Annotated in this window: 14 protein-coding genes; 1 reads left to right on the top strand and 13 read right to left on the bottom strand. The window is 60.6% G+C overall.

Annotated elements, in window-relative coordinates; all coding sequences use genetic code 11:
• Positions 1-214: 214 nt before the first annotated feature.
• The 4 genes from ccoP to ccoN are packed head-to-tail and all read right to left on the bottom strand — an operon-like array spanning position 215 to position 3400.
• Complete coding sequence (gene ccoP, locus HBO24_RS09300) at positions 215-1138, bottom strand: cytochrome-c oxidase, cbb3-type subunit III (protein WP_057439485.1); 924 nt, start codon at positions 1136-1138, stop codon at positions 215-217.
• The gene (locus tag HBO24_RS09295; RefSeq protein ID WP_057439484.1) at positions 1135-1353 is read right to left on the bottom strand and encodes a cbb3-type cytochrome c oxidase subunit 3; all 219 of its coding nucleotides are present in this window, start codon (positions 1351-1353) and stop codon (positions 1135-1137) included. Before HBO24_RS09295 ends, ccoP begins: the two co-directional genes overlap by 4 nt.
• A gap of 3 nt (positions 1354-1356) precedes the next feature.
• Positions 1357-1965: a cytochrome-c oxidase, cbb3-type subunit II gene (ccoO, locus tag HBO24_RS09290; protein WP_029300055.1), complete on the bottom strand. Its 609-nt coding sequence runs from the start codon at positions 1963-1965 to the stop codon at positions 1357-1359.
• Positions 1966-1975: 10 nt separating this feature from the next.
• Entirely contained in the window at positions 1976-3400 is a 1425-nt protein-coding gene (gene ccoN, locus HBO24_RS09285) for a cytochrome-c oxidase, cbb3-type subunit I (RefSeq protein ID WP_029300057.1), read from the bottom strand.
• A gap of 79 nt (positions 3401-3479) precedes the next feature.
• Between ccoN and HBO24_RS09280 the strand changes: the two genes are divergently transcribed.
• Positions 3480-4172 carry an alpha/beta family hydrolase gene (locus HBO24_RS09280; protein WP_057439483.1) on the top strand — a complete coding sequence of 231 codons (693 nt, stop codon included), beginning with the start codon at positions 3480-3482 and terminating at the stop codon, positions 4170-4172.
• A 103-nt stretch (positions 4173-4275) separates the two neighbouring features.
• Here the strand turns inward: HBO24_RS09280 and HBO24_RS09275 are convergent, their stop codons facing one another.
• The 9 genes from HBO24_RS09275 to acnA form a co-directional block, all read right to left on the bottom strand.
• Positions 4276-5841 (bottom strand): PAS domain-containing methyl-accepting chemotaxis protein, encoded by a 1566-nt coding sequence (locus tag HBO24_RS09275; protein ID WP_057960312.1) that lies wholly within the window; start codon positions 5839-5841, stop codon positions 4276-4278.
• Positions 5842-5925: 84 nt separating this feature from the next.
• A complete protein-coding gene (locus HBO24_RS09270; protein WP_170044391.1) occupies positions 5926-7098 on the bottom strand; it encodes a glycosyltransferase family 4 protein in 1173 nt (390 codons plus the stop codon).
• A complete protein-coding gene (locus HBO24_RS09265) occupies positions 7095-8303 on the bottom strand; it encodes a glycosyltransferase family 4 protein (protein ID WP_262152995.1) in 1209 nt (402 codons plus the stop codon). The genes HBO24_RS09270 and HBO24_RS09265 overlap by 4 nt, the downstream gene beginning before the upstream one ends.
• Before the next feature lie 31 nt (positions 8304-8334).
• Positions 8335-9147: a hypothetical protein gene (locus HBO24_RS09260; RefSeq protein ID WP_128592863.1), complete on the bottom strand. Its 813-nt coding sequence runs from the start codon at positions 9145-9147 to the stop codon at positions 8335-8337.
• Positions 9071-12742, bottom strand: coding sequence for a glycosyltransferase (locus tag HBO24_RS09255; protein ID WP_233092192.1), 3672 nt, complete (start codon positions 12740-12742; stop codon positions 9071-9073). Before HBO24_RS09255 ends, HBO24_RS09260 begins: the two co-directional genes overlap by 77 nt.
• Positions 12743-12764: 22 nt before the next feature.
• On the bottom strand, positions 12765-14027 hold the full coding sequence (wecC, locus tag HBO24_RS09250; protein WP_170059585.1) for a UDP-N-acetyl-D-mannosamine dehydrogenase: 1263 nt from the start codon (positions 14025-14027) through the stop codon (positions 12765-12767).
• On the bottom strand, positions 14024-15163 hold the full coding sequence (gene wecB, locus HBO24_RS09245; RefSeq protein WP_057444914.1) for a UDP-N-acetylglucosamine 2-epimerase (non-hydrolyzing): 1140 nt from the start codon (positions 15161-15163) through the stop codon (positions 14024-14026). Before wecB ends, wecC begins: the two co-directional genes overlap by 4 nt.
• 219 nt (positions 15164-15382) lie before the next feature.
• Positions 15383-16174: a CPBP family intramembrane glutamic endopeptidase gene (locus HBO24_RS09240; protein ID WP_057438512.1), complete on the bottom strand. Its 792-nt coding sequence runs from the start codon at positions 16172-16174 to the stop codon at positions 15383-15385.
• A 149-nt stretch (positions 16175-16323) separates the two neighbouring features.
• Positions 16324-19065, bottom strand: a complete 2742-nt coding sequence (gene acnA / locus HBO24_RS09235) for an aconitate hydratase AcnA (protein ID WP_170059584.1) — start codon at positions 19063-19065, stop codon at positions 16324-16326.
• Positions 19066-19242 lie beyond the last annotated feature (177 nt).

Below are 19242 nucleotides of genomic sequence, written 5' to 3'. Positions count from 1 at the left end.
ACTCATCGCGTGCAAGTCGGTCTGCGACCGCTCAACACCGGTCTACTGTCGGAACAAGCGTAGACCCGAATGGCGGGAGGGGAAAGGTGTGCTTTAGAAGGGTGCGACAATGGGGCGCAGGGGGCAGCGGTGAGTGGCAAGTCTGGAGCGGGAGAGGGGGAGGGCTGCAAGAGCCGAGTTGAGAGCTCTTCTCTTGCAGCTTGTAGCGTGCAGCTTACTTCTGCTCTTTCTGCGACAGGCTGTAGACGTAGGCCGCCAGCAGGTGGACCTTGTCGTTGCCTTGCAGTGCTTCCTGTGCCGGCATCTGGCCTTGGCGACCGTGACGGATGGTCTGTTGCAACTGCGCCAGGCTGGTGCCGTAGATGAAGCCGGCAGGTTGCGTCAGGTTCGGCGCGCCCATGGCTTCTACGCCGTGGCCCTCTGGGCCGTGGCAGGCCACGCAAGTGGTGCTGAACGCTTGCTGGCCGGCGGCCAGGTCAACCTTGCTGTCAGCCGGCAGTGGCAACTTGGCCAGGTCGTGGCGTACATAGGCAGCGACGTTTTTCACACCGTCTTCGCCCAGCACTTCACCCCAGGCCGGCATTGCAGCGTGGCGACCGTTCATGATGGTCAGCTTGATTGCATCCGCCGAACCACCCCAGCGCCAGTTGTCGTCCGCCAGGTTCGGGAAGCCGTAGGCGCCCTTGGCATCGGAACCGTGGCACACCGCGCAGTTGGAGGCAAACAGGCGACCGCCCATTTTCAGCGCTTGTGGGTCTTTGGCGACCTCTTCCACGGGCATGGCTGCGAATTTGGCGAAGATCGGCCCGAACTTGGCGTCGGCCTTGGCCATTTCCTTGTCCCATTCCTTGGTCTGGGTCCAGCCGTCTTCATAGCCCGGCAAGACGCCTTTCCAGTTGCCCAGGCCCGGATAGAGGATCAGGTAGCCGACGGCAAATACCAGGGTGCCGGCGAACAACAGGAACCACCATTGGGGCAGAGGGTTGTCGTACTCCTCAATCCCGTCGAAGGCGTGGCCCATGGTCTGGTCGACGCTGCCCTTGGTCTCGCCCTTGCGGGTGCCGAACAACAGCCAGGTCAGGCCGATCAGGCTGCCGAGGGTCAGTACACAGATCCATGTACTCCAAAAGGTAGTCATGGCCGAATGCTCCTTGTTACAGGCTCTTCTTGAGCGTCGGATGGGGTGCCGGTGGCGTCAGGCTTAGGCTCATCGGCAAATGGCAGCAGGCAGGCCTCGGCGAACTCCGGGTTGCGCTTGGAGTTGAACACCCACAGCGACAGGCCGATGAAGGCAATTGCCACCACCAGCGTGCCGAGGCCGCGGATCATTCCGGTATCCAGTTCAAAACCCATGGTTCACCTCTTGCTCTTGATTGCAGTGCCGAGCACTTGCAGGTAGGAGACCAGAGCGTCCATTTCGGTCTTGCCCTTGAGGCTGTCCACGGCGGCGGTGATGTCCGCGTCGGTGTACGGCACGCCGAGGGTGCGCATGACCTTGAGCTTGGTTTCGGTGTGGCTGCTGTCGACCTGGGCGGTGACCAGCCATGGATAGGCCGGCATCTTCGACTCAGGCACGACGTTGCGCGGGTTGTACAAGTGCGCGCGGTGCCAGTCGTCGGAGTAGCGTGCACCTACCCGGGCCAGGTCCGGACCGGTACGCTTGGAGCCCCACAGGAACGGGTGGTCCCACACGCTTTCGCCGGCGACCGAGTAGTGGCCGTAGCGTTCGGTCTCGGCGCGGAACGGCCGGATCATTTGCGAGTGGCACTGTACGCAGCCTTCGCGGATGTAGATGTCACGGCCTTCCAGTTGCAGCGCGGTGTAGGGCTTCATGCCTTCGACCGGCTTGTTGGTGACGTCCTGGAAGAACAGCGGGACGATCTGCGTCAGGCCACCGATACTCACGGCAAGCACCATCAGCAGCATCAGCAGGCCGACGTTCTTTTCAATCGTTTCGTGTTTCATCATCGACTCCTCAGGCCATCTGCGCCGCAGCGGCTACTTCGGCAGGTTGTGCCGAACGCACGGTGCGCCAAGTGTTGTAAGCCATCAGGAACATGCCGCTGAGGAAGATCGCACCACCCACCAAACGCACGATGAAGCCTGGGTGGCTGGCCACCAGGGTTTCGACGAAGGAGTAGGTCAAGGTGCCGTCTTCGTTGACTGCACGCCACATCAGGCCCTGGGCAATGCCGTTGACCCACATCGAAGCGATGTAGAGCACGGTGCCGATAGTGGCCAGCCAGAAGTGCGCGTTGATCAGGCCGAGGCTATACATCTGCTCGCGACCGAAGACTTTCGGGATCATGTGGTACAGCGCGCCGATGGAAATCATCGCCACCCAACCCAGAGCGCCGGCGTGTACGTGGCCGATGGTCCAGTCGGTGTAGTGGGACAGGGCGTTGACCGTCTTGATCGCCATCATCGGACCTTCAAAGGTCGACATGCCGTAGAACGCCAGCGATACAACGAGGAAGCGCAGGATCGGGTCGCTGCGCAGCTTATGCCAGGCGCCCGAGAGGGTCATCATGCCGTTGATCATGCCGCCCCAGCTTGGCGCCAGCAGAACCAGCGACATCACCATGCCCAGGGACTGTGCCCAGTCCGGCAGCGCGGTGTAGTGCAAGTGGTGAGGACCGGCCCAGATGTACAGGGTGATCAGTGCCCAGAAGTGCACGATGGACAAGCGATAGGAGTAAACCGGACGCTCGGCCTGTTTCGGCACGAAGTAGTACATCATCCCCAGGAAGCCTGCGGTGAGGAAGAAACCTACGGCGTTATGGCCGTACCACCACTGCACCATGGCATCCGTCGCACCGCCGTACAGCGAGTAGGACTTGGTCAGGCTGACCGGGATTTCCAGGTTGTTGACGATATGCAGGATCGCTACGGTGATGATGAACGCACCGAAGAACCAGTTACCGACGTAGATGTGCTTGGTGTTGCGCTTGGCCACGGTGCCGAAGAACACGATGGCATAGGCGACCCAGACAATGGTGATCAGGATGTCGATCGGCCATTCCAGCTCGGCGTATTCCTTGGAACTGGTATAGCCCAGTGGCAAGCTGATTGCCGCCAGCAGGATCACCAATTGCCAGCCCCAGAAGCAGAACGCGGCGACTTTCGGCGCGAACAGCTGGGTCTGGCAGGTGCGTTGCACCGCGTAGAAGGAGCTGGCAAACAGCGCGCAGCCACCAAACGCGAAAATCACCGCGTTGGTGTGCAGTGGGCGCAATCGACCGAAACTGGTCCAAGGCAGGTTGAAGTTGAGTTCGGGCCATACCAACTGGGCGGCGAGAAAAACCCCGAGCCCCATGCCGACGATGCCCCACACCACCGTCATAATGGCGAATTGGCGGACCACCTTGTAGTTATAGGCGGTACTTAAAGTAGTGTTCATGGTTCCCCATCCACGGTTCAACCCAAGCAGATGCAGCACTTGGGCTGGAGTTATAGGCAGACTAAAAAGCGAGGCAAGCATGGGCAAAGAGCACAAGGCCAGTATTGACGGGGATCAATGGGCGCAGTGTGTGGGTGAATACGGTTGGTTGTGGAATGCAGCCACGCGCGAGGGCGCTGGCCCATCACCCACGCTGATCCTGGCCCACGGTGCTGGCGCGCCGATGGACTCCGGCTTTATGGACGACATGGCTGCACGCCTTGCCGGGCATGGCGTGAACGTATTGCGCTTCGAGTTTCCCTACATGGCCCAGCGCCGCGTGGACGGGGGCAGGCGCCCACCGAATCCGGCTCCAAAGCTGCTGGAATGCTGGCGCGAGGTATATGCCCAGGTGCGACGTCATGTCGCTGGGCCTTTGGCTATTGGCGGCAAGTCCATGGGCGGGCGGATGGCCAGTTTATTGGCCGATGAATTGGCGGCTGATGCACTGGTGTGTCTGGGGTATCCGTTCTACGCGGTGGGCAAGCCAGAGAAGCCACGGGTCGAGCATCTGGCCGGGCTGAAGACCCCGACCTTGATTGTGCAGGGCGAACGCGATGCGCTGGGCAATCGGGCGGCGGTGGAGGGGTATGTGCTGTCGCCGAGCATCGAGGTGATGTGGCTGGTGGCGGGGGATCATGATTTGAAGCCGTTGAAGGCTTCGGGGTTTAGTCATGCGCAGCATTTGGAGGCTGCGGCGGGGAAGGTGGCAGGGTTTCTCGGCGCCTGTTAGGGCCTCATCGCGAGCAAGCTCGCTCCCACATTTTGAATGGATTCACAAATCAAAGTGTGGGAGCGAGCTTGCTCGCGATAGGGCTAGATCAGGCAGTCAATCCCTAGCGGTTAAACCGCTCCACCAGCGAATACTGCGTATTCGCCGTATGCGTCAGCTCTTCACTCAACTGCGCCGAGTTCAACGCCTGCTCCGAAGTCTGGTCCGCCAACAGCGCAATGGTGCTGATATTGCGGCTGATCTCTTCGGCCACCGAGCTTTGCTCCTCGGTCGCGGCGGCGATCTGGGTGGTCATGTCGGTAATATGCGCCACCGCCTCACTGATCCCCACCAGCGCCGCATCAGCCTCCATCACCCGTGCCACGCCTTCTTCAGCCTGGCGATGCCCGGCATCCATGGTCTGCACGGCGGTGCTGGCGGTCTGTTGCAGCTTGGCGATCAGGGCATGGATCTGCCCGGTGGATTCGCTGGTGCGTTGCGCCAGCTGCCGCACTTCATCGGCCACCACCGCAAACCCACGGCCCATCTCACCGGCACGCGCCGCTTCGATGGCGGCGTTGAGGGCCAGCAGGTTGGTCTGGTCGGCAATGCCTTTGATCACATCCACCACGCCGCCGATTTCGTCGCTGTCCTTGGCCAGTTGGGTCACGGTTGTCCCGGTCTCTCCAACCACCACCGACAGGCGCTGGATGGCTTCGCGGGTTTCCCCGGCAATGTCCCGGCCACGGCTGGTCAGGCGATTGGCTTCCTGGGTCGCATCGGCCGTGCGCTGTACATGGCTGGCGACTTCCTGGGTGGTAGCAGCCATCTGATTGACGGCGGTGGCCACCTGCTCGGTCTCGACGCGCTGGCGTTCCAGGCCGGTTGAGCTGTTGTGGGCCAGGGTGTTGGACTGGCGCGCTTGGTCGTTGAGGTGTTCGGCGGTGTCCTGCAAACGGGTCAGGCAGGTCTTCAGGCGGGCTTCCTGGCTGAGGATCGACATCTCCAGTCGCGCCTGCGCGCCACGGCTGTCGGTGTACATCTGAGCAATCAGCGGGTCGGAGGTGGTCTGTTCGGCCAGGCGCAGCAGGCGCTTGAGGCCGCGCTGCTGCCAGCTCAGGCCGAGCAGGCCCAGGGGCACCGACAAGGCGGCGGCCAGGGCAAAACCCCAGTGGGAGTCGAACCAGACGCCGATCAGGAAGCTCAATTGGCTGACCAGGATAAACGGCAGCCAGTCCTGCAGTACCGGCAACCATTTATCGCTGCGCGGGATGGCCGACTTGCCCTGGTTGATTCGTTGGTACAGCGCTTCGGCACGGCGGATCTGCTCGGCGGTCGGCTTGACCCGCACCGATTCGTAGCCGATCACCTGTTCGCCGTCGAACACCGGGGTCACGTAGGCGTTGACCCAGTAGTGATCGCCGGTCTTGCAGCGGTTCTTAACGATGCCCATCCATGGCAAGCCTTGTTTGAGCGTCGTCCACATATGCGCGAACACGGCCGCCGGCACATCCGGGTGGCGAACCAGGTTGTGCGGGGCGCGCATCAGTTCATCCCGGGAAAACCCACTGATCTCGACAAACGCATCGTTGCAGTAAGTGATCACGCCTTTGGCATCGGTCGTGGAGATCAACCGTTGTTGAGCGGGGAAGGTGCGTTCGCGCTGGGTAACGGGTTGGTTATTACGCATGATTGATCAATCCGCAAGGCTTTGACAGGTTGTCGGCCCCGGCGGGCTTTTATTTAACTTATTTTTGCAATAATCAGCGGGTTTCTATCGGGTGCCCAGGATGTCCATCGCCATGCGCTGGTGGATGGTGGTCCGTGCGTAATCGCGAACGAATGCCGAGCGGTCGGTGGGCTCGAGCTTGAGTCGAGCCAGTGCGGCGATGGCGGACTCCACATCTGCCGGGGCAAACACCGAAGCGTTGGCGATATGGGTAGTGGCGAAGTGTTTTGAGTAGCCTTCCAGGCCTGCCAGGATCGGCTTGCCGGTGGCGGCGTATTCGAACAACTTGGAAGGAATGACCTTGAGGAACGCCTTGAATGTATTGAGGTGCAAAAAAAGCACATCAGCCTGGTCATAGTGAGTGATGAGCTGGGCGCGGGGGGTCGGTGCAATCAGTTCGACATTCGTGATCTGCCGGCTTTGCAGTTCATCCCGCAACTTTTGTAGCGTGCCGCCATGGCCGATCACGAAGAAGCGCGCCCTGTCAGCCAAGCGTTCAGCCAACTGCGGGATGATTTTTTCCAGGCCCTGGCCTGCGCCGATATTGCCGGCATAGACAATTTTCAGGCGATCGGCAGGTGCGCAGGGGGTGTCCTGTTGGAGTGCTGGCTGGCAGAAGAGGGCGTCAATGCCATTGGTGAAGGTGGAAAACGTCTTATGCGGGTAGCGCTCGACGAAGTAACTGAGAAATCCCGGTGACACCAGGTTGATCCGCGATGCCTGGTTTATCGTAAGCTGTTCGACCACGCAAAACAGCCGGGCCAGGCACTTGCCCATAACGCCGGGGAACAGGTCGGGCAATACATCGACGAAAATATCGCGGATATCCAGATAGAGCGGCGTCTTGCGTGCGCTGGCGATAGACGCCGCCAGGGCGGCGGTCATCAGCCGCGAGGAGGAGGCGAGGATCAAGTCGTACTCTTTGCCCTTTATCGCTTTGCGCACCCCATGGGCATAGGCAACAAACCCCCAGGCCTGATCGCGGAAGTTCCTGGGGTGCTTGGGCAGGGCTATGCGCGTAATACAAAGCCCTGGCCGCTGTTGGGCATCGCTGTCTACCGTGCAAGAGGTGGCATAGCGGTTGGGATGAGTGGTGAGCAAGTCGATCTGCACCTCGTCGCCCGGGTGCGCCAGCAGGGCCTCGACCATCGCTTCGACTCGGAATGCCGCCAGGTCAGGCGGGTAATAGAAGCTCAGTAGCAGAATTCGTATGGTCATGGATGGCCCTGGTCCTTGCCTGCCAACCGGTGGTACAGCCCCACCAGTTCGGCTTCTTGCTGTTCCCAGTTCAAATATCTGGCGGCAATCAGGGTATTGCCGGCATACCTGCGGCGTAACGCGGGATCACCCAGCAGGCGGGTGAGGGCTGTTTGCAGTTGCACGTCGTCACCCGCCGGTACCAGCAGCCCGATGTCATGGGCTCTGACAATCCGGCGAATTTCCGGGAAGTCCGTGGCGATCACCGGCAGCCCGGCGATCACGTACTCGAACAATTTGTTGGAGTCGGTGGTGAAGTGGTTCAGGCAGGTGTTTTCGATGGGTTGCACACCAATGTCGGCCGACGCGGTGTAGCTGGGCAAATCCGCCAGGGGCACCACCGGGATAAAATGCACCCGTTCGGCCAGGCCCAGTTCATTGCATAACGTCATTAACGGCACGCAGAGCTTGCCGCCGCCGATCAGCACGAAATAGGCATCCGGTACCCTTGCCGCTACCCGCAACAGCCGTTCCAGCCCGCGTCCCTGCTGCAATCCTCCCTGATAAACGATGATCGGCCAGGGCTGCAACAGCCCCAGTTCGTTGCGGATCCGTTGCGTCGGCGGGCTGTTGCTGAACCGGGGGCGATTCTGCAGCACCTGCGGGCGGGCAATCGCGTATGCCCGGGCAAAGAACTTCGCCCGCGTCTCGGTGGTGGTGATGTTGCCGTCAGTCCTGGGCATCAGCGTGCGCTCGATCAGCGCTACCCACTTGCGGTAGCGCCCGTAACCTTCGCGGCTGGTGCTGAGCTCATGGGCGTCGTACACCAGCTTGGCGCCACTGAGCCGGGCGGCGAGCCAGGCGCTGGGCAGGGTATTGACGTCATGGGCGTGGATCACCGTGGCGCGGTGCCCGGCAATGCGCGCTATCAGGCCGATATGGGTCCACAGCCGGGCAACTACGCGCAGGACGGTCATTGGGTTGCCAGCAGCCGACGCGCTCGGCGATTGTTGCGCTTTGACACGGCGCCATCGCCATAACGGACGTCGTGCGACCCGAACTACCCGGGTGCCATCCATGAGGGTTTCCTTACTACGGGTCACGCCGGGGGTATGCAGCGCGAATACCGTGACTAGATAGCCAGCCGACTGAAGGGTCTGGGCTTGTTTCAATACCCGGGCGTCATTGCGAAATTCGTTCCATACGAGCATGGCAATACGAGTCACGGGAACCCTCTCCTGTTCGGCTAGTTGAGAATCAATGGGCGAAGAACAGGGCATTGATTTTCTGCTGATGGTTTTTCAGATAAATAGCGTCCTCAATCATCGACTTGAGCCGGGCAAGACTTTGCCGGACCAGAATCAACGAGATAAGGGCGATATAGATGGGGGTAGGGGTCATGTACAGAAAGTCCATGACCATAAAGGCAAATGTTCCCAGGAAGCCCAGGGAGGACAGGGCATTGAGCAGCGCATGATGGTGGCGCTGCACAATTGAACGGATGCGGTCTTTGCGGTTGTATAAAACGATGATCAGTGTGGTGACGACCGCAATGTAAGTAAGGGCGATGGTCAGTAACGCGGGGTAGATGTAAAGGAGTGCGCCGAGGGTAATTGTCACGAAGCTGGCCGCTGACAAACCTCGGGTGAACCTGGAAAACGCCAGTACCGCCAACGGTCGCTGATGACTCAAGCTGTGGGACTTTTGGTTGTGCTTCATCAGTTGGTAGGCGCCCGTTCTGGAATAGCGCGACGCAATCAGCTCGGACAGTAAGTACAAGCCATAAAACAGAGCGGTCAATAAACTAAGGCCGATAATCAGCCAGGGCTTGCTGAATGACTTGAGGGCCGGGGGTAAATACTCGGGTATCGACTCGGAGCCCAACAGGATGAGTATTTTGATCGGCAACAGGAAGGTCACGATCAATAGGCCTTGCGCGCAGAAGTGGGCGGTATGGGCGGTGAAGGTGGCGGTCGGAGTGACCCGCATGAATTTACGAGCCAATGACATGCACCAGCCCAGAGTCGATAGCAGGGTGATCTGTAATGTCGACGCTTTCTCGATGGTCATTTGAGTCTCGTATGAGGTTGAGTTCAGCCTGTGATATCTGCAGCGTGTCACTTTGCATAACCACCCGTTGTCTGGCGCGCAGGGACTTTTCCTGGAACGTGCGGGGGTTCAGGAACAGGGTTTCAATGGCGTCGCTCAGCTCGATGAAGCTCTCTGGGGCCGCGAGAAAACCACATTCATCATCGACAAACTCCGGTATTGCGCCGACTCGATTAGTAATCGGCACTAAGCCCGAGGCCATTGCCTCGTCGCGAGAAACACCCTGGGTGTCCATGCGACTGGGGCACAGGAACACCCCATAGTCTTTATGTAGTTCGGCGATTTCGGATTGTTTCAAGTAACCCTTGTCAATCCGCACATTCGCGTATTGGCGCAGGGGGGCCAACGTTTCCTCAAATAAAGGCCCGTCCCCGATCAGGCGAAATTGCAGTTCACTGAACCAGGGTTTTTGCGCCAGCAACTGGATGGCCTTGACACTCAGGTCATTGGCATAAGTGCGCGATACATAGGGGCGGATCGAGAGGATTTTCTTGCGTTGTTCAGGCGGTTTTTCCTGATAGGAAAACAACTGGGTATTAATCGGGTTGTGAATGATCCGGTACTGGTTTTTGGGTAAGCGAAAACCCAGGTCTTCCATGACTTCCTCGGCAAAGTGATGGGAGACGAACACCAGTTGCAAATGGGCCGGCATGGGGTTCAACAGGTTGCGCCAGAAACCCAAGCGCCGCTCGCTTTCAAGTGTGCCCAGTTGCTGTTGTTCTGCGCTGAGGTAGTTGTGCGCCCGCCGCCACCATGGCTGGATTTCGGAGCCATGGACCCAGACAATTGTGGGGAGGGCGTGCTTGCGCAACACCTCCCACATCTGCGGATCCAGGAAGTGCACCAGCACCGATTGGTATGACCCCGACCCGAGCATGTTTGCCAGGGCTGCCTGGGAGCCGGTGATGACATCGACGTTTTCAAACTCTTGGTAACTGACCGGCTCATTTGGCCGCAGGCGGAACACATCCACCGCTAGCCCTTGCGCTTGATACGCGCTCACACGGGTATGCAAAAAGCCGTTCCGGTACAGGTCGTCATAGGCCGGGTAATGGTTGCTCAGCAGCAAGTGCCCGGCTTTGCCGAGCAGTGTCGATGGCTGCGTATCGCGATGGCCCAGGACCAGCGCCTTGATTGTTGTGCTGCCACTTGCGTAAGCGCGGATCCCCAGGCGCACGCAGGCCGTTTCGGGGGGGACATCACAGCTCAGGTTGCAATTAGCCGTGTGCAGCTGATGGCTGATGCGTTGTTTCTGCGCATCTAGAAACAGGATGACCAACTGAATATTCAGGCCTGGGGTGGCATCGAGGAACAGCTTCAGGGGAGCGCTGCTAGCCAGTTGGTCCACGGGCAGGTCCTGCCGGGCATAGTGGTATTCGTGCCGACCGTCCGCGAGGGTTGAACTGATGTGCCAGGTACCTGCGTCGACCTCGGCTTGCAGCAACCTACTGCCTAGTGGGGCAAACAGCTTTGCCAAGGCTTCGCCGCTGATGTACGGCGTGCTGACACTCACTTGCAGCGGGGGGATGGTTTCTGCGTGACGTTGCAGTGTGTCGAGGGTGATACCGCTAGCCGCCTCAACATCATCCACCACGGCGCTGACGTGCTGTGGGTTGGCGCCAGCCGCATTTTTGCAGTAGTTGAAGGCATCGGTTGCCAGGGCCAGAGGGTTTCGGTACTCGAGGGAGGGCAGGGCGTGGAGCCAGGCGCAGGCAGTTTGCCCGGCCAGCGACGAGGGTTTGATCAGTGCGCAACGGGCGGCGATGGCACTGCTGCAACGGTAGTCTTGCCCTGCGTTCTGTAGATGGATGCCATGCTCGTCGGCTGCGTAGTGCGCCACCTTGCCGATCACGCTGGTCTGGCTGTAGCGCGTGGCCAGGGCCAGGTCGAGCAAGTAGTGGGGGCCGTAATAGTCCTCGGCGAGCATCCCGCCCACCCAGGCTGCGCCGTTGGCCAGTTCAGCCACGGTAATGGCATTCAATTGCTTGCGGCTGATCAGGCGCAAGCGTGGGTCCGTAGCGGTTGCCCCCGAGTGCACCACTACCGTCATGAGGATATTGCTGTAGCGCTGGCGCTGCAGGTGCCGGGTCAGTGCCAGCAGCTCGGCGTTGTTGACCGCGTTGGCGATGATGCAGATCGTGGGCAAGGGATCGTCTTGAGGCGTGCCGGTGACTTTGGCCATGACATACCGCAAGCGATGAGCGTAGGTGTGTTCCTGCATCACCTTGCGCAAGCCGGCCAGGCGCAGTTTGGCGCTGTATTGCGGGTTGTCCGCCAGTGTCTTGAGCTGGTTGAGCATGTGTGAACTGTTGTCGGTGGCGATAACCAGATCCCCCAACAGCACGCGCAGGCCGCGGGAGAAATTGCTGACAGTCAGGGTGTTGGAGCCCAGCAGCTCGAAGACGCGTCGCGCAAACATCGACTGGGATTGCTTGACCGAGTTGAGATTGATCCCGTAGCGATAGCCTTTGTAGGCCAGGGCCATTTGATCGGCTCTCAAGGTCCCCACGATGTAAGGTTGATACTCCACAGGGAACTGATAGTTGGAGTCTTGTTTACCGAGGTTGCGGTCGTAGATCTCCAAGGGGCGCAAACGTGACAGTTCACTGATGAGGTTGACGAGGTCGCGGATCCGATCGGGATAACGGACGTAGTAGGAACCGGCAAAGCAGAACCCGTCCTTGCGTTCATACAGCTCAATCGGGTTGTGCACCGCCGGCTGGCAGGCAAAGGGCAGCAGGTAGACGCGGTCGTGTCCCAGTGCGCCTTTATAGCGGTGAATGCAGTCGATATCGGTGGTGAATACAAAGTCGAATTGCTTGGCCGTATTCAGGAAGGTGTCGTAGTGCACGGGGTCTTCCTTGTTCCAGAACACCGTAGGCACGTGGTGTTCCCTGCACCACTGCACGACGCCCCGCAGCTCTTCGCAATTGTGCCCCACCTTGTTGCGCCACACGTCATCCTGGCCGCGCCATGCCGACTCGATAAACAGCAATTCGGGTTGGAACGCTTCGAGTTCCGCCAGGTAGCGGGTCGGGGTCAGTTGCAGCAACTGGCATTCATGGCGGTAGGCATCGTAGGTAAATGCGTCCATCACGCAGGCCATTCTTAATGGCTTGGTATTCTCCTGGGCGCCTGGCAGCAGATGGCGGTGGACATGCTCGGCCTCTGCCAGCGGGCGGGGCGCGGGGGGCGCGATAACCGGCGCGGTGGCAGGCAGCGACTGCCGTACATGCTCAACCTTTGTGGGGGTGCAAATCGGGCGGTTCCTGCGGGCTTGCCGGTACAGCCTGAACAAGATCGCCGGCAGGCGCAGCAATGCGCCCAGCGAGCGGGTGCCGGTCTTCAACTGGTAGCCCAATTGATAGGTGAGGCTGGCGCGAGTCTTGATCAGCCGCTGTTCTGCCAGGTGGCGCTTGGCATTGGCACTGTTCAGGCTGTCGTCAAGCGTGGCGATCTGCTCAAGAGCGCGGGTGAGGGCCGCCTGCAATTGTTCGCTGTTCGCGCGTTGCTCCTCAAGGTCCTGGCGCAGTTGCTTGTGTAAGGCGCGTTCCATCGCATTCATCCTTGATTCGTTCTCAAGCCGCCAGCACGCCGGCAGCATCAATCACCAGAAGGCCATCGCGCAGGGCGGGCATCGACATGAATTCGCGATGCCTGACCAGCACGACATGAATCTGCGCCCGCTCGAGGGCGTCGGTGGTATCGGTCAGCGCGTGCATCGCCATGTCGGCGGGCAGCCCCTCGATGTTCGGTTCTACCAGCAGCAGTTTTACCCCCAGCTCCTTGCCCAGTTGCCGGGCGATACCCAGGGCGGGGCTTTCACGCAGGTCGTCGATATCGGCCTTGAACGCCAGGCCATAGCAGGCGATCCGTACGCTGCCTGCCTGCAGGTCGGTACGCTTGAGCAGCAGCGTGGCCAACGCCAGCTTGACCTGTTGGATCACCCACTGCGGCTTATACTCATTGACCTCGCGGGCCGTACGGATCAGGCGCGCCAGTTCCGGGGTCTGGCTGACGATGAACCACGGATCGACGGCAATGCAGTGCCCGCCCACACCCGGACCTGGCTGGAGGATGTTCACCCGCGGGTGATGGTTGGCCAGGCGAATCAGCTCCCAAGGGTTGATCCTCAACTGTGCGCAGATCATTGACAGCTCATTGGCGAAGGCAATATTGACGTCGCGAAAGCTGTTTTCCGTGAGCTTGCACATTTCTGCCGTACGCGCGTCGGTCACAAGGCACTGGCCTTCGACGAACGTCTGGTACAACTGGGCAGCAGCGGCCGAACAGGCCGGCGTCAGGCCGCCGATGATCCGATCATTGCTCACCAGTTCGCGTAGTACATGGCCCGGCAACACACGCTCCGGGCAGTGGGCGATGCGGATATCGCTGGCTTCGCCGTGGGTTGCCGGGAAGGTCAGGTCGGGGCGCGCCCGGGCAAGCCACTGGGCCATGCGCTCGGTGGTGCCCACCGGGGAAGTGGACTCGAGGATGACCAGGTCGCGTTTTTTCAGCGCCGGGGCCAGGGTTTCGACCGCTGCCCGGATATAGCTCAGGTCGGGTTCATGGTTGTCCTTGAATGGCGTGGGGACGGCGATCAGGAACGCCTGCGCAGGTTCCACCGTGGTGGTTGCCCGCAGGTAGCCTTGGGTGATCACCGCGTGAACCAGCAGCTCCAGCCCGGGCTCGACAATATGCACGGCCCCGCGATTGATGATGTCCACGATGCGCGGGTTGATATCCACGCCGACCACCTGTTTTTTGCGCGAGGCAAAAATGGCTGCGGTTGGCAGGCCGATGTAGCCCAGGCCGATGACGCAAATCTTCTCGACACTCATGCGGCGGCCTCGTTTTTTTGTGGAAGGTCCAGTAGCGCTGCCCGAATACGCAGGCAAGCGTTACCGTCGCCATAAGGGTTATGGGCGATGCTCATTTGCCGATACTCGGCCTCGTTCTCCAGCAATTGGTTGAGGTGATGGGTGATGCAACCGATGTCGGTGCCTACCAGCCTGACGGTGCCTGCCGCGACCGCTTCGGGGCGCTCTGTGGTCTCGCGCATCACCAGCACCGGCTTGCCCAGGGCGGGTGCTTCTTCCTGGATGCCGCCCGAATCGGTCAGGATCAGGTGGGCGCGGGTCATCAGGTACACGAAGGGCAAGTAATCCTGGGGGGCGATCAGGTACACGTTGTCGATCCCCGCCAGCAGACGTTTCACCGGCTGCTGTACGTTGGGGTTCAGGTGCACGGGGTAAACAAAGGCCACGTCCGGAAAGCACCGGGCGCTGTGAGCCAGGGCCTGGCAGATACGCTCCAGACCTTCGCCAAAGTTCTCGCGGCGATGACCCGTCACCAGCACCATGCGTTGCCCCAGGGGCAGGAAGGCAAACTGCCGATCAAGCCTGGCGCGGATCGGCACCAGTTTCTCCACCGTACTGAGCAGCGCATCAATCACGGTGTTGCCCGTGACATGGATGCTGTCCGGGGCTACGCCTTCATTGAGCAGGTTTTGCCGGGATGTTTGCGTGGGCGCAAAGTGGATCGTCGCCAGACTGCCGGTCAGGCGCCGATTGCCTTCTTCCGGCCAGGGCGAGTACAGGTCGTTGGTGCGCAGCCCGGCCTCGATGTGGGCAATCGGGATCTGCCGGTAATAGGCCGCCAGGCTGGCGGCGAAGGTGGTGGCGGTGTCGCCGTGAACCAGGATCACATCCGGTTTGAAGTCATCCAGCACCGCCTGCAGCCCCTGGATGATGGCCGTGGTCACATCCGTCAGGTTTTGGCCTGCCTTCATGATGTTCAGGTCGTAATCAGGTACCAGCTCAAACAGCTCAAGCACTTGGTCCAGCATCTCGCGATGCTGCGCGGTGACACAGATTCTTGCGTCGAAATCGGCATCAGCTGCCAGTTGGATCGCCAGCGGCGCCATTTTTATGGCCTCCGGACGAGTACCGAAGATGGACAGGGTCTTGAGAGTCATGGGCGTGGGTTCTTATTGGGTACCTGACACACAGGCGTGGGTTCCCTCATCGCAGTCCCGGCAATTGAAAGCTCTGCTGGTTGGGTGAGTACGAAAGCTCCTAGGCATTCTGCCGAACGGGGGTAGGTGCGACCACTGACCGTACGGCTAGGTTTTATCGAACCCCGAACACACAAAAGCCGCCCGAAGGCGGCTTTGTGTTCAGTGCAGAGTGGCGGCTCAGCCCGCCAGCATCGGGTAGGTAAACAGCCCGAAATGCAGCAGGTTCAAGCCAAAGTGTGTGGCAATCGCTGCGCCCAGGCCGCCGAAGCGGTAGGCCAGGCCATACCCCGCGCCGGCGATACTGGCCAGCAGCACCCATTGCCAACCCGCGCCCACATGCACCAGGCCAAACAGCAGCGAGGCCAGCAGCAAGGCGAGGTTTTCGCCATAAGGCAGTTGCTTGAAGCGCCGGCTCAGGCCGCCCTGGATATAGCCGCGAAACAGTGCTTCCTCAACCAGGGTCACCAGTAACAGGTTGTTCAACACCCAGAGCCAAGCCTGGTCCGGCCATTTGGGCGCCCAACTGATAATGCCCAGAAGCACCGCCCCGCCGAGGGCGGCGATGGTGGTCAGGGTCAAGGCCAGGGCCGTGGCATAGATCGACAGGCGCAACGGGCGGCGAGCGACGATCCACGGGCAGACCAGCAGCAGCCAGAAACCAATCAACGGTTTGTCCTGGTTCAGGTACATCGAGAAGGGCACGGCATCGGCGCTGAAGCGCTGCGGGTCGATCCCGCGACCGTTGTAGAAACCGGGCAGCCAGTGCATCGCCAGGCCCAGGGCCAGCACGATAAACAAGCCATGGCCAAGGTAGCGCGCCCATGGGATGTGTTGTTGGCGCACGGCGTAACCTGCCACCAGCAATAGGCCGATGGACACCAGGGCCAGTAAACCCAGTTGCCCGTAGGCCAGGGCCAGTGCATAGCCGATGGATAGAAGTGCCAGGTACAGCCAGGGTAAAACGGGCATTGAAAATCCTTGTGACGTTAAAAATGACGCAATTGCTTTTGCAGGAACCGGCAAGCCGGTTCTTGCAACGGGTGCGTATTATAGCGGCGGTACCTGGAGGCAAAAATGAAAACACCGCCCGAAGGCGGTGTTTTGTATGGCTTGACGCGTTATGAAGCAATCAGCTGACGCAATACATAGTGCAGAATCCCGCCCGCCTTGAAGTACTCAACTTCATTGAGGGTGTCGATCCGGCACAGCACCTCGACCTTCTCGCTACGGCCATCTTCGCGGGTAATCACCAGCGTCAGGTTCATACGTGGCTCGATCTCGGCATGGGTCAGGCCGAGGATGTCGATCTTCTCCTTGCCGGTCAGTTGCAGGGCCTTGCGGTTCTGGTCCAGCTTGAACTGCAACGGCAGCACGCCCATGCCCACCAGGTTGGAGCGGTGGATGCGCTCGAAGCTCTCGGCGATCACCGCCTTGACCCCCAGCAAGTTGGTGCCCTTGGCGGCCCAGTCGCGGCTGGAGCCGGTGCCGTATTCCTGGCCGGCGATCACCACCAATGGCGTGCCGGATGCCTGGTATTTCATGGCCGCATCGTAGATCGGCATCTTCTCGCCGGTAGGAATGTAGAGGGTGTTGCCCCCTTCTTCGCCGCCGAGCATTTCGTTGCGGATGCGGATGTTGGCGAAGGTGCCGCGCATCATCACTTCATGGTTGCCGCGGCGCGAGCCGTAGGAGTTGAAGTCCCGCGGTTCCACACCCTGTTCGCGCAGGTAGCGTCCGGCAGGGCTGTCGGCCTTGATATTGCCGGCAGGGGAGATGTGGTCGGTGGTCACCGAGTCGCCAAGCAGGGCCAGGATATTGGCGCCCTGCACATCCTTGATCACCGGCAGCGGCCCGGCGATGTCATCGAAGAACGGCGGGTGCTGGATATAGGTGGAGTCTTCCTGCCACACATAAGTCGCGGCCTGCGGCACTTCAATGGCTTGCCACTGTGCGTCACCGGCAAACACCTCGGCGTATTCCTTGTGGAACATGCTGGTGCTGACCTGGGCCACCGCGTCGGCGATCTCCTGGCTGCTGGGCCAGATATCGCGCAGGTAGACCGGCTGGCCATCCTTGCCGGTGCCCAGGGGTTCGCTGCTGATATCAATGCGCACGGTCCCGGCCAGGGCATAGGCCACCACCAGCGGTGGCGAGGCCAGCCAGTTGGTTTTCACCAGCGGGTGCACGCGGCCTTCGAAGTTTCGGTTGCCGGACAGCACCGACGCTACCGTCAGGTCGGCTTGCTGAATGGCTTTCTCGATAGGCTCAGGCAGCGGCCCGGAGTTGCCGATGCAGGTAGTGCAGCCATAGCCCACCAGGTCGAAGCCCAGTTGGTCCAGGTAGGGGGTCAGGCCGGCGGCGTTGTAGTAGTCGGTGACCACCTTGGAGCCGGGCGCCAGCGAGCTCTTTACCCAGGGCTTGCGGCTCAGGCCCTTTTCCACGGCTTTTTTCGCGACCAGGCCGGCGGCCATCATCACGCTCGGGTTGGAGGTGTTGGTGCACGAAGTAATCGCCGCAATCACCACCGCGCCGTTTTTCAGGCGATAGGTCTGGCCTTCGAAGTCGTAGTCGGCTTCACCCACCAGGTCGGCATTGCCCACCGCAACACCGCCACCGCCTTCACTTTCCAGGCGACCTTCTTCCTTGCTGGCAGGCTTGAACTGCAAGTCGAGGAAGTCGCTGAAGGCCTGGCTCACATCCGGCAGCGAGACCCGGTCCTGTGGGCGTTTCGGCCCGGCCAGGCTGGCCTCGACAGTGCCCATGTCGAGGGCCAGGCTGTCGGTGAACACCGGTTCTTCGCCGGCGTTGCGCCACAGGCCCTGGGCCTTGGTATAGGCCTCGACCAGCTTGACGGTGGCGGTAGGCCGGCCCGACAGGCGCAGGTAGTCCAGGGTCACGTCATCCACTGGGAAAAAGCCGCAGGTGGCGCCGTATTCCGGGGCCATGTTGGCGATGGTGGCGCGGTCGGCCAGGGGCAGGTCGGCGAGGCCGTCGCCATAGAACTCGACGAACTTGCCCACTACGCCTTTTTTACGCAGCATCTGCGTGACCGTCAGTACCAGGTCGGTGGCGGTGATGCCTTCTTTCAATTTGCCGGTGAGCTTGAAGCCGATCACTTCCGGGATCAGCATAGACACCGGCTGGCCGAGCATCGCCGCTTCTGCCTCGATACCGCCCACGCCCCAGCCCAGCACGCCGAGGCCGTTGATCATGGTGGTGTGGGAGTCGGTGCCCACCAGGGTGTCGGGGAAGGCGTAGGTGCGGCCATCTTCGTCCTTGGTCCACACGGTGCGGCCCAGGTACTCCAGGTTGACCTGGTGACAGATGCCGGTACCCGGCGGCACGACGCTGAAATTATCAAAGGCGCTCTGGCCCCAGCGCAGGAACGCATAACGTTCGCCGTTGCGCTGCATTTCGATATCGACGTTTTGCTCGAAGGCGTCGGCATTGCCGAACTTGTCGACCATCACCGAGTGGTCAATCACCAGGTCCACCGGCGACAGCGGGTTGATGCGCTGCGGATCGCCACCGGCCTTGGCCACGGCGGCGCGCATGGCGGCCAGGTCGACCACGGCGGGTACGCCGGTAAAGTCCTGCATCAATACCCGGGCCGGGCGGTACTGGATTTCGCGATCGGAGCGGCGCTCCTTGAGCCAGGCGGCAAGGGCCTTGAGGTCGGCGCCGGTGACGGTTTTGTCGTCCTCCCAGCGCAGCAGGTTTTCCAGCAGCACCTTGAGGGACATCGGCAACTTGTCCAGGTCTCCCAGGCTCTTGGCGGCTTCGGGCAGGCTGAAGTAGTGGTAGGTCTTGTTGTCGATTTGCAGGGTCTTAAGGGTTCTCAGGCTATCAACGGATGACATTACATGACTCCTTATGGTCCGCACGGCTACGGACCTGACGGGACGAACAGAGCTTATAAGCTAGCCCGGTTTTCAGTAGCAGGCTAATTACTGGACTCTATGGGCAAGTCCAAGGTTCCGAACTCAGCTATCATGCGCGCGTTTTCATGACAGGCATTGCGATAGAGCAAGCCAGTT

The organism is Pseudomonas sp. WS 5410 (assembly GCF_012985645.1).
Lineage (GTDB): Bacteria > Pseudomonadota > Gammaproteobacteria > Pseudomonadales > Pseudomonadaceae > Aquipseudomonas > Aquipseudomonas shahriarae.
Note: the sequence above shows the minus strand (reverse complement) of the source record. Positions and strands in the feature narration are given on the sequence as shown.

Bases quoted from the DNA above. Each gene is read 5' to 3' on its own strand.
- ccoO (WP_029300055.1), bottom strand. From the start codon at position 1,965: ATGAAACACGAAACGATTGAAAAGAACGTCGGCCTGCTGATGCTGCTG.
- wecC (WP_170059585.1), bottom strand. From the start codon at position 14,027: ATGAGTGTCGAGAAGATTTGCGTCATCGGCCTGGGCTACATCGGCCTG.
- HBO24_RS09270 (WP_170044391.1), bottom strand. From the start codon at position 7,098: ATGACCATACGAATTCTGCTACTGAGCTTCTATTACCCGCCTGACCTG.
- HBO24_RS09240 (WP_057438512.1), bottom strand. From the start codon at position 16,174: ATGCCCGTTTTACCCTGGCTGTACCTGGCACTTCTATCCATCGGCTAT.
- acnA (WP_170059584.1), bottom strand. From the start codon at position 19,065: ATGTCATCCGTTGATAGCCTGAGAACCCTTAAGACCCTGCAAATCGAC.
- HBO24_RS09295 (WP_057439484.1), bottom strand. From the start codon at position 1,353: ATGGGTTTTGAACTGGATACCGGAATGATCCGCGGCCTCGGCACGCTG.
- wecB (WP_057444914.1), bottom strand. From the start codon at position 15,163: ATGACTCTCAAGACCCTGTCCATCTTCGGTACTCGTCCGGAGGCCATA.
- HBO24_RS09255 (WP_233092192.1), bottom strand. From the start codon at position 12,742: ATGGAACGCGCCTTACACAAGCAACTGCGCCAGGACCTTGAGGAGCAA.
- HBO24_RS09275 (WP_057960312.1), bottom strand. From the start codon at position 5,841: ATGCGTAATAACCAACCCGTTACCCAGCGCGAACGCACCTTCCCCGCT.
- ccoN (WP_029300057.1), bottom strand. From the start codon at position 3,400: ATGAACACTACTTTAAGTACCGCCTATAACTACAAGGTGGTCCGCCAA.
- HBO24_RS09280 (WP_057439483.1), top strand. From the start codon at position 3,480: ATGGGCAAAGAGCACAAGGCCAGTATTGACGGGGATCAATGGGCGCAG.
- HBO24_RS09260 (WP_128592863.1), bottom strand. From the start codon at position 9,147: ATGACCATCGAGAAAGCGTCGACATTACAGATCACCCTGCTATCGACT.
- ccoP (WP_057439485.1), bottom strand. From the start codon at position 1,138: ATGACTACCTTTTGGAGTACATGGATCTGTGTACTGACCCTCGGCAGC.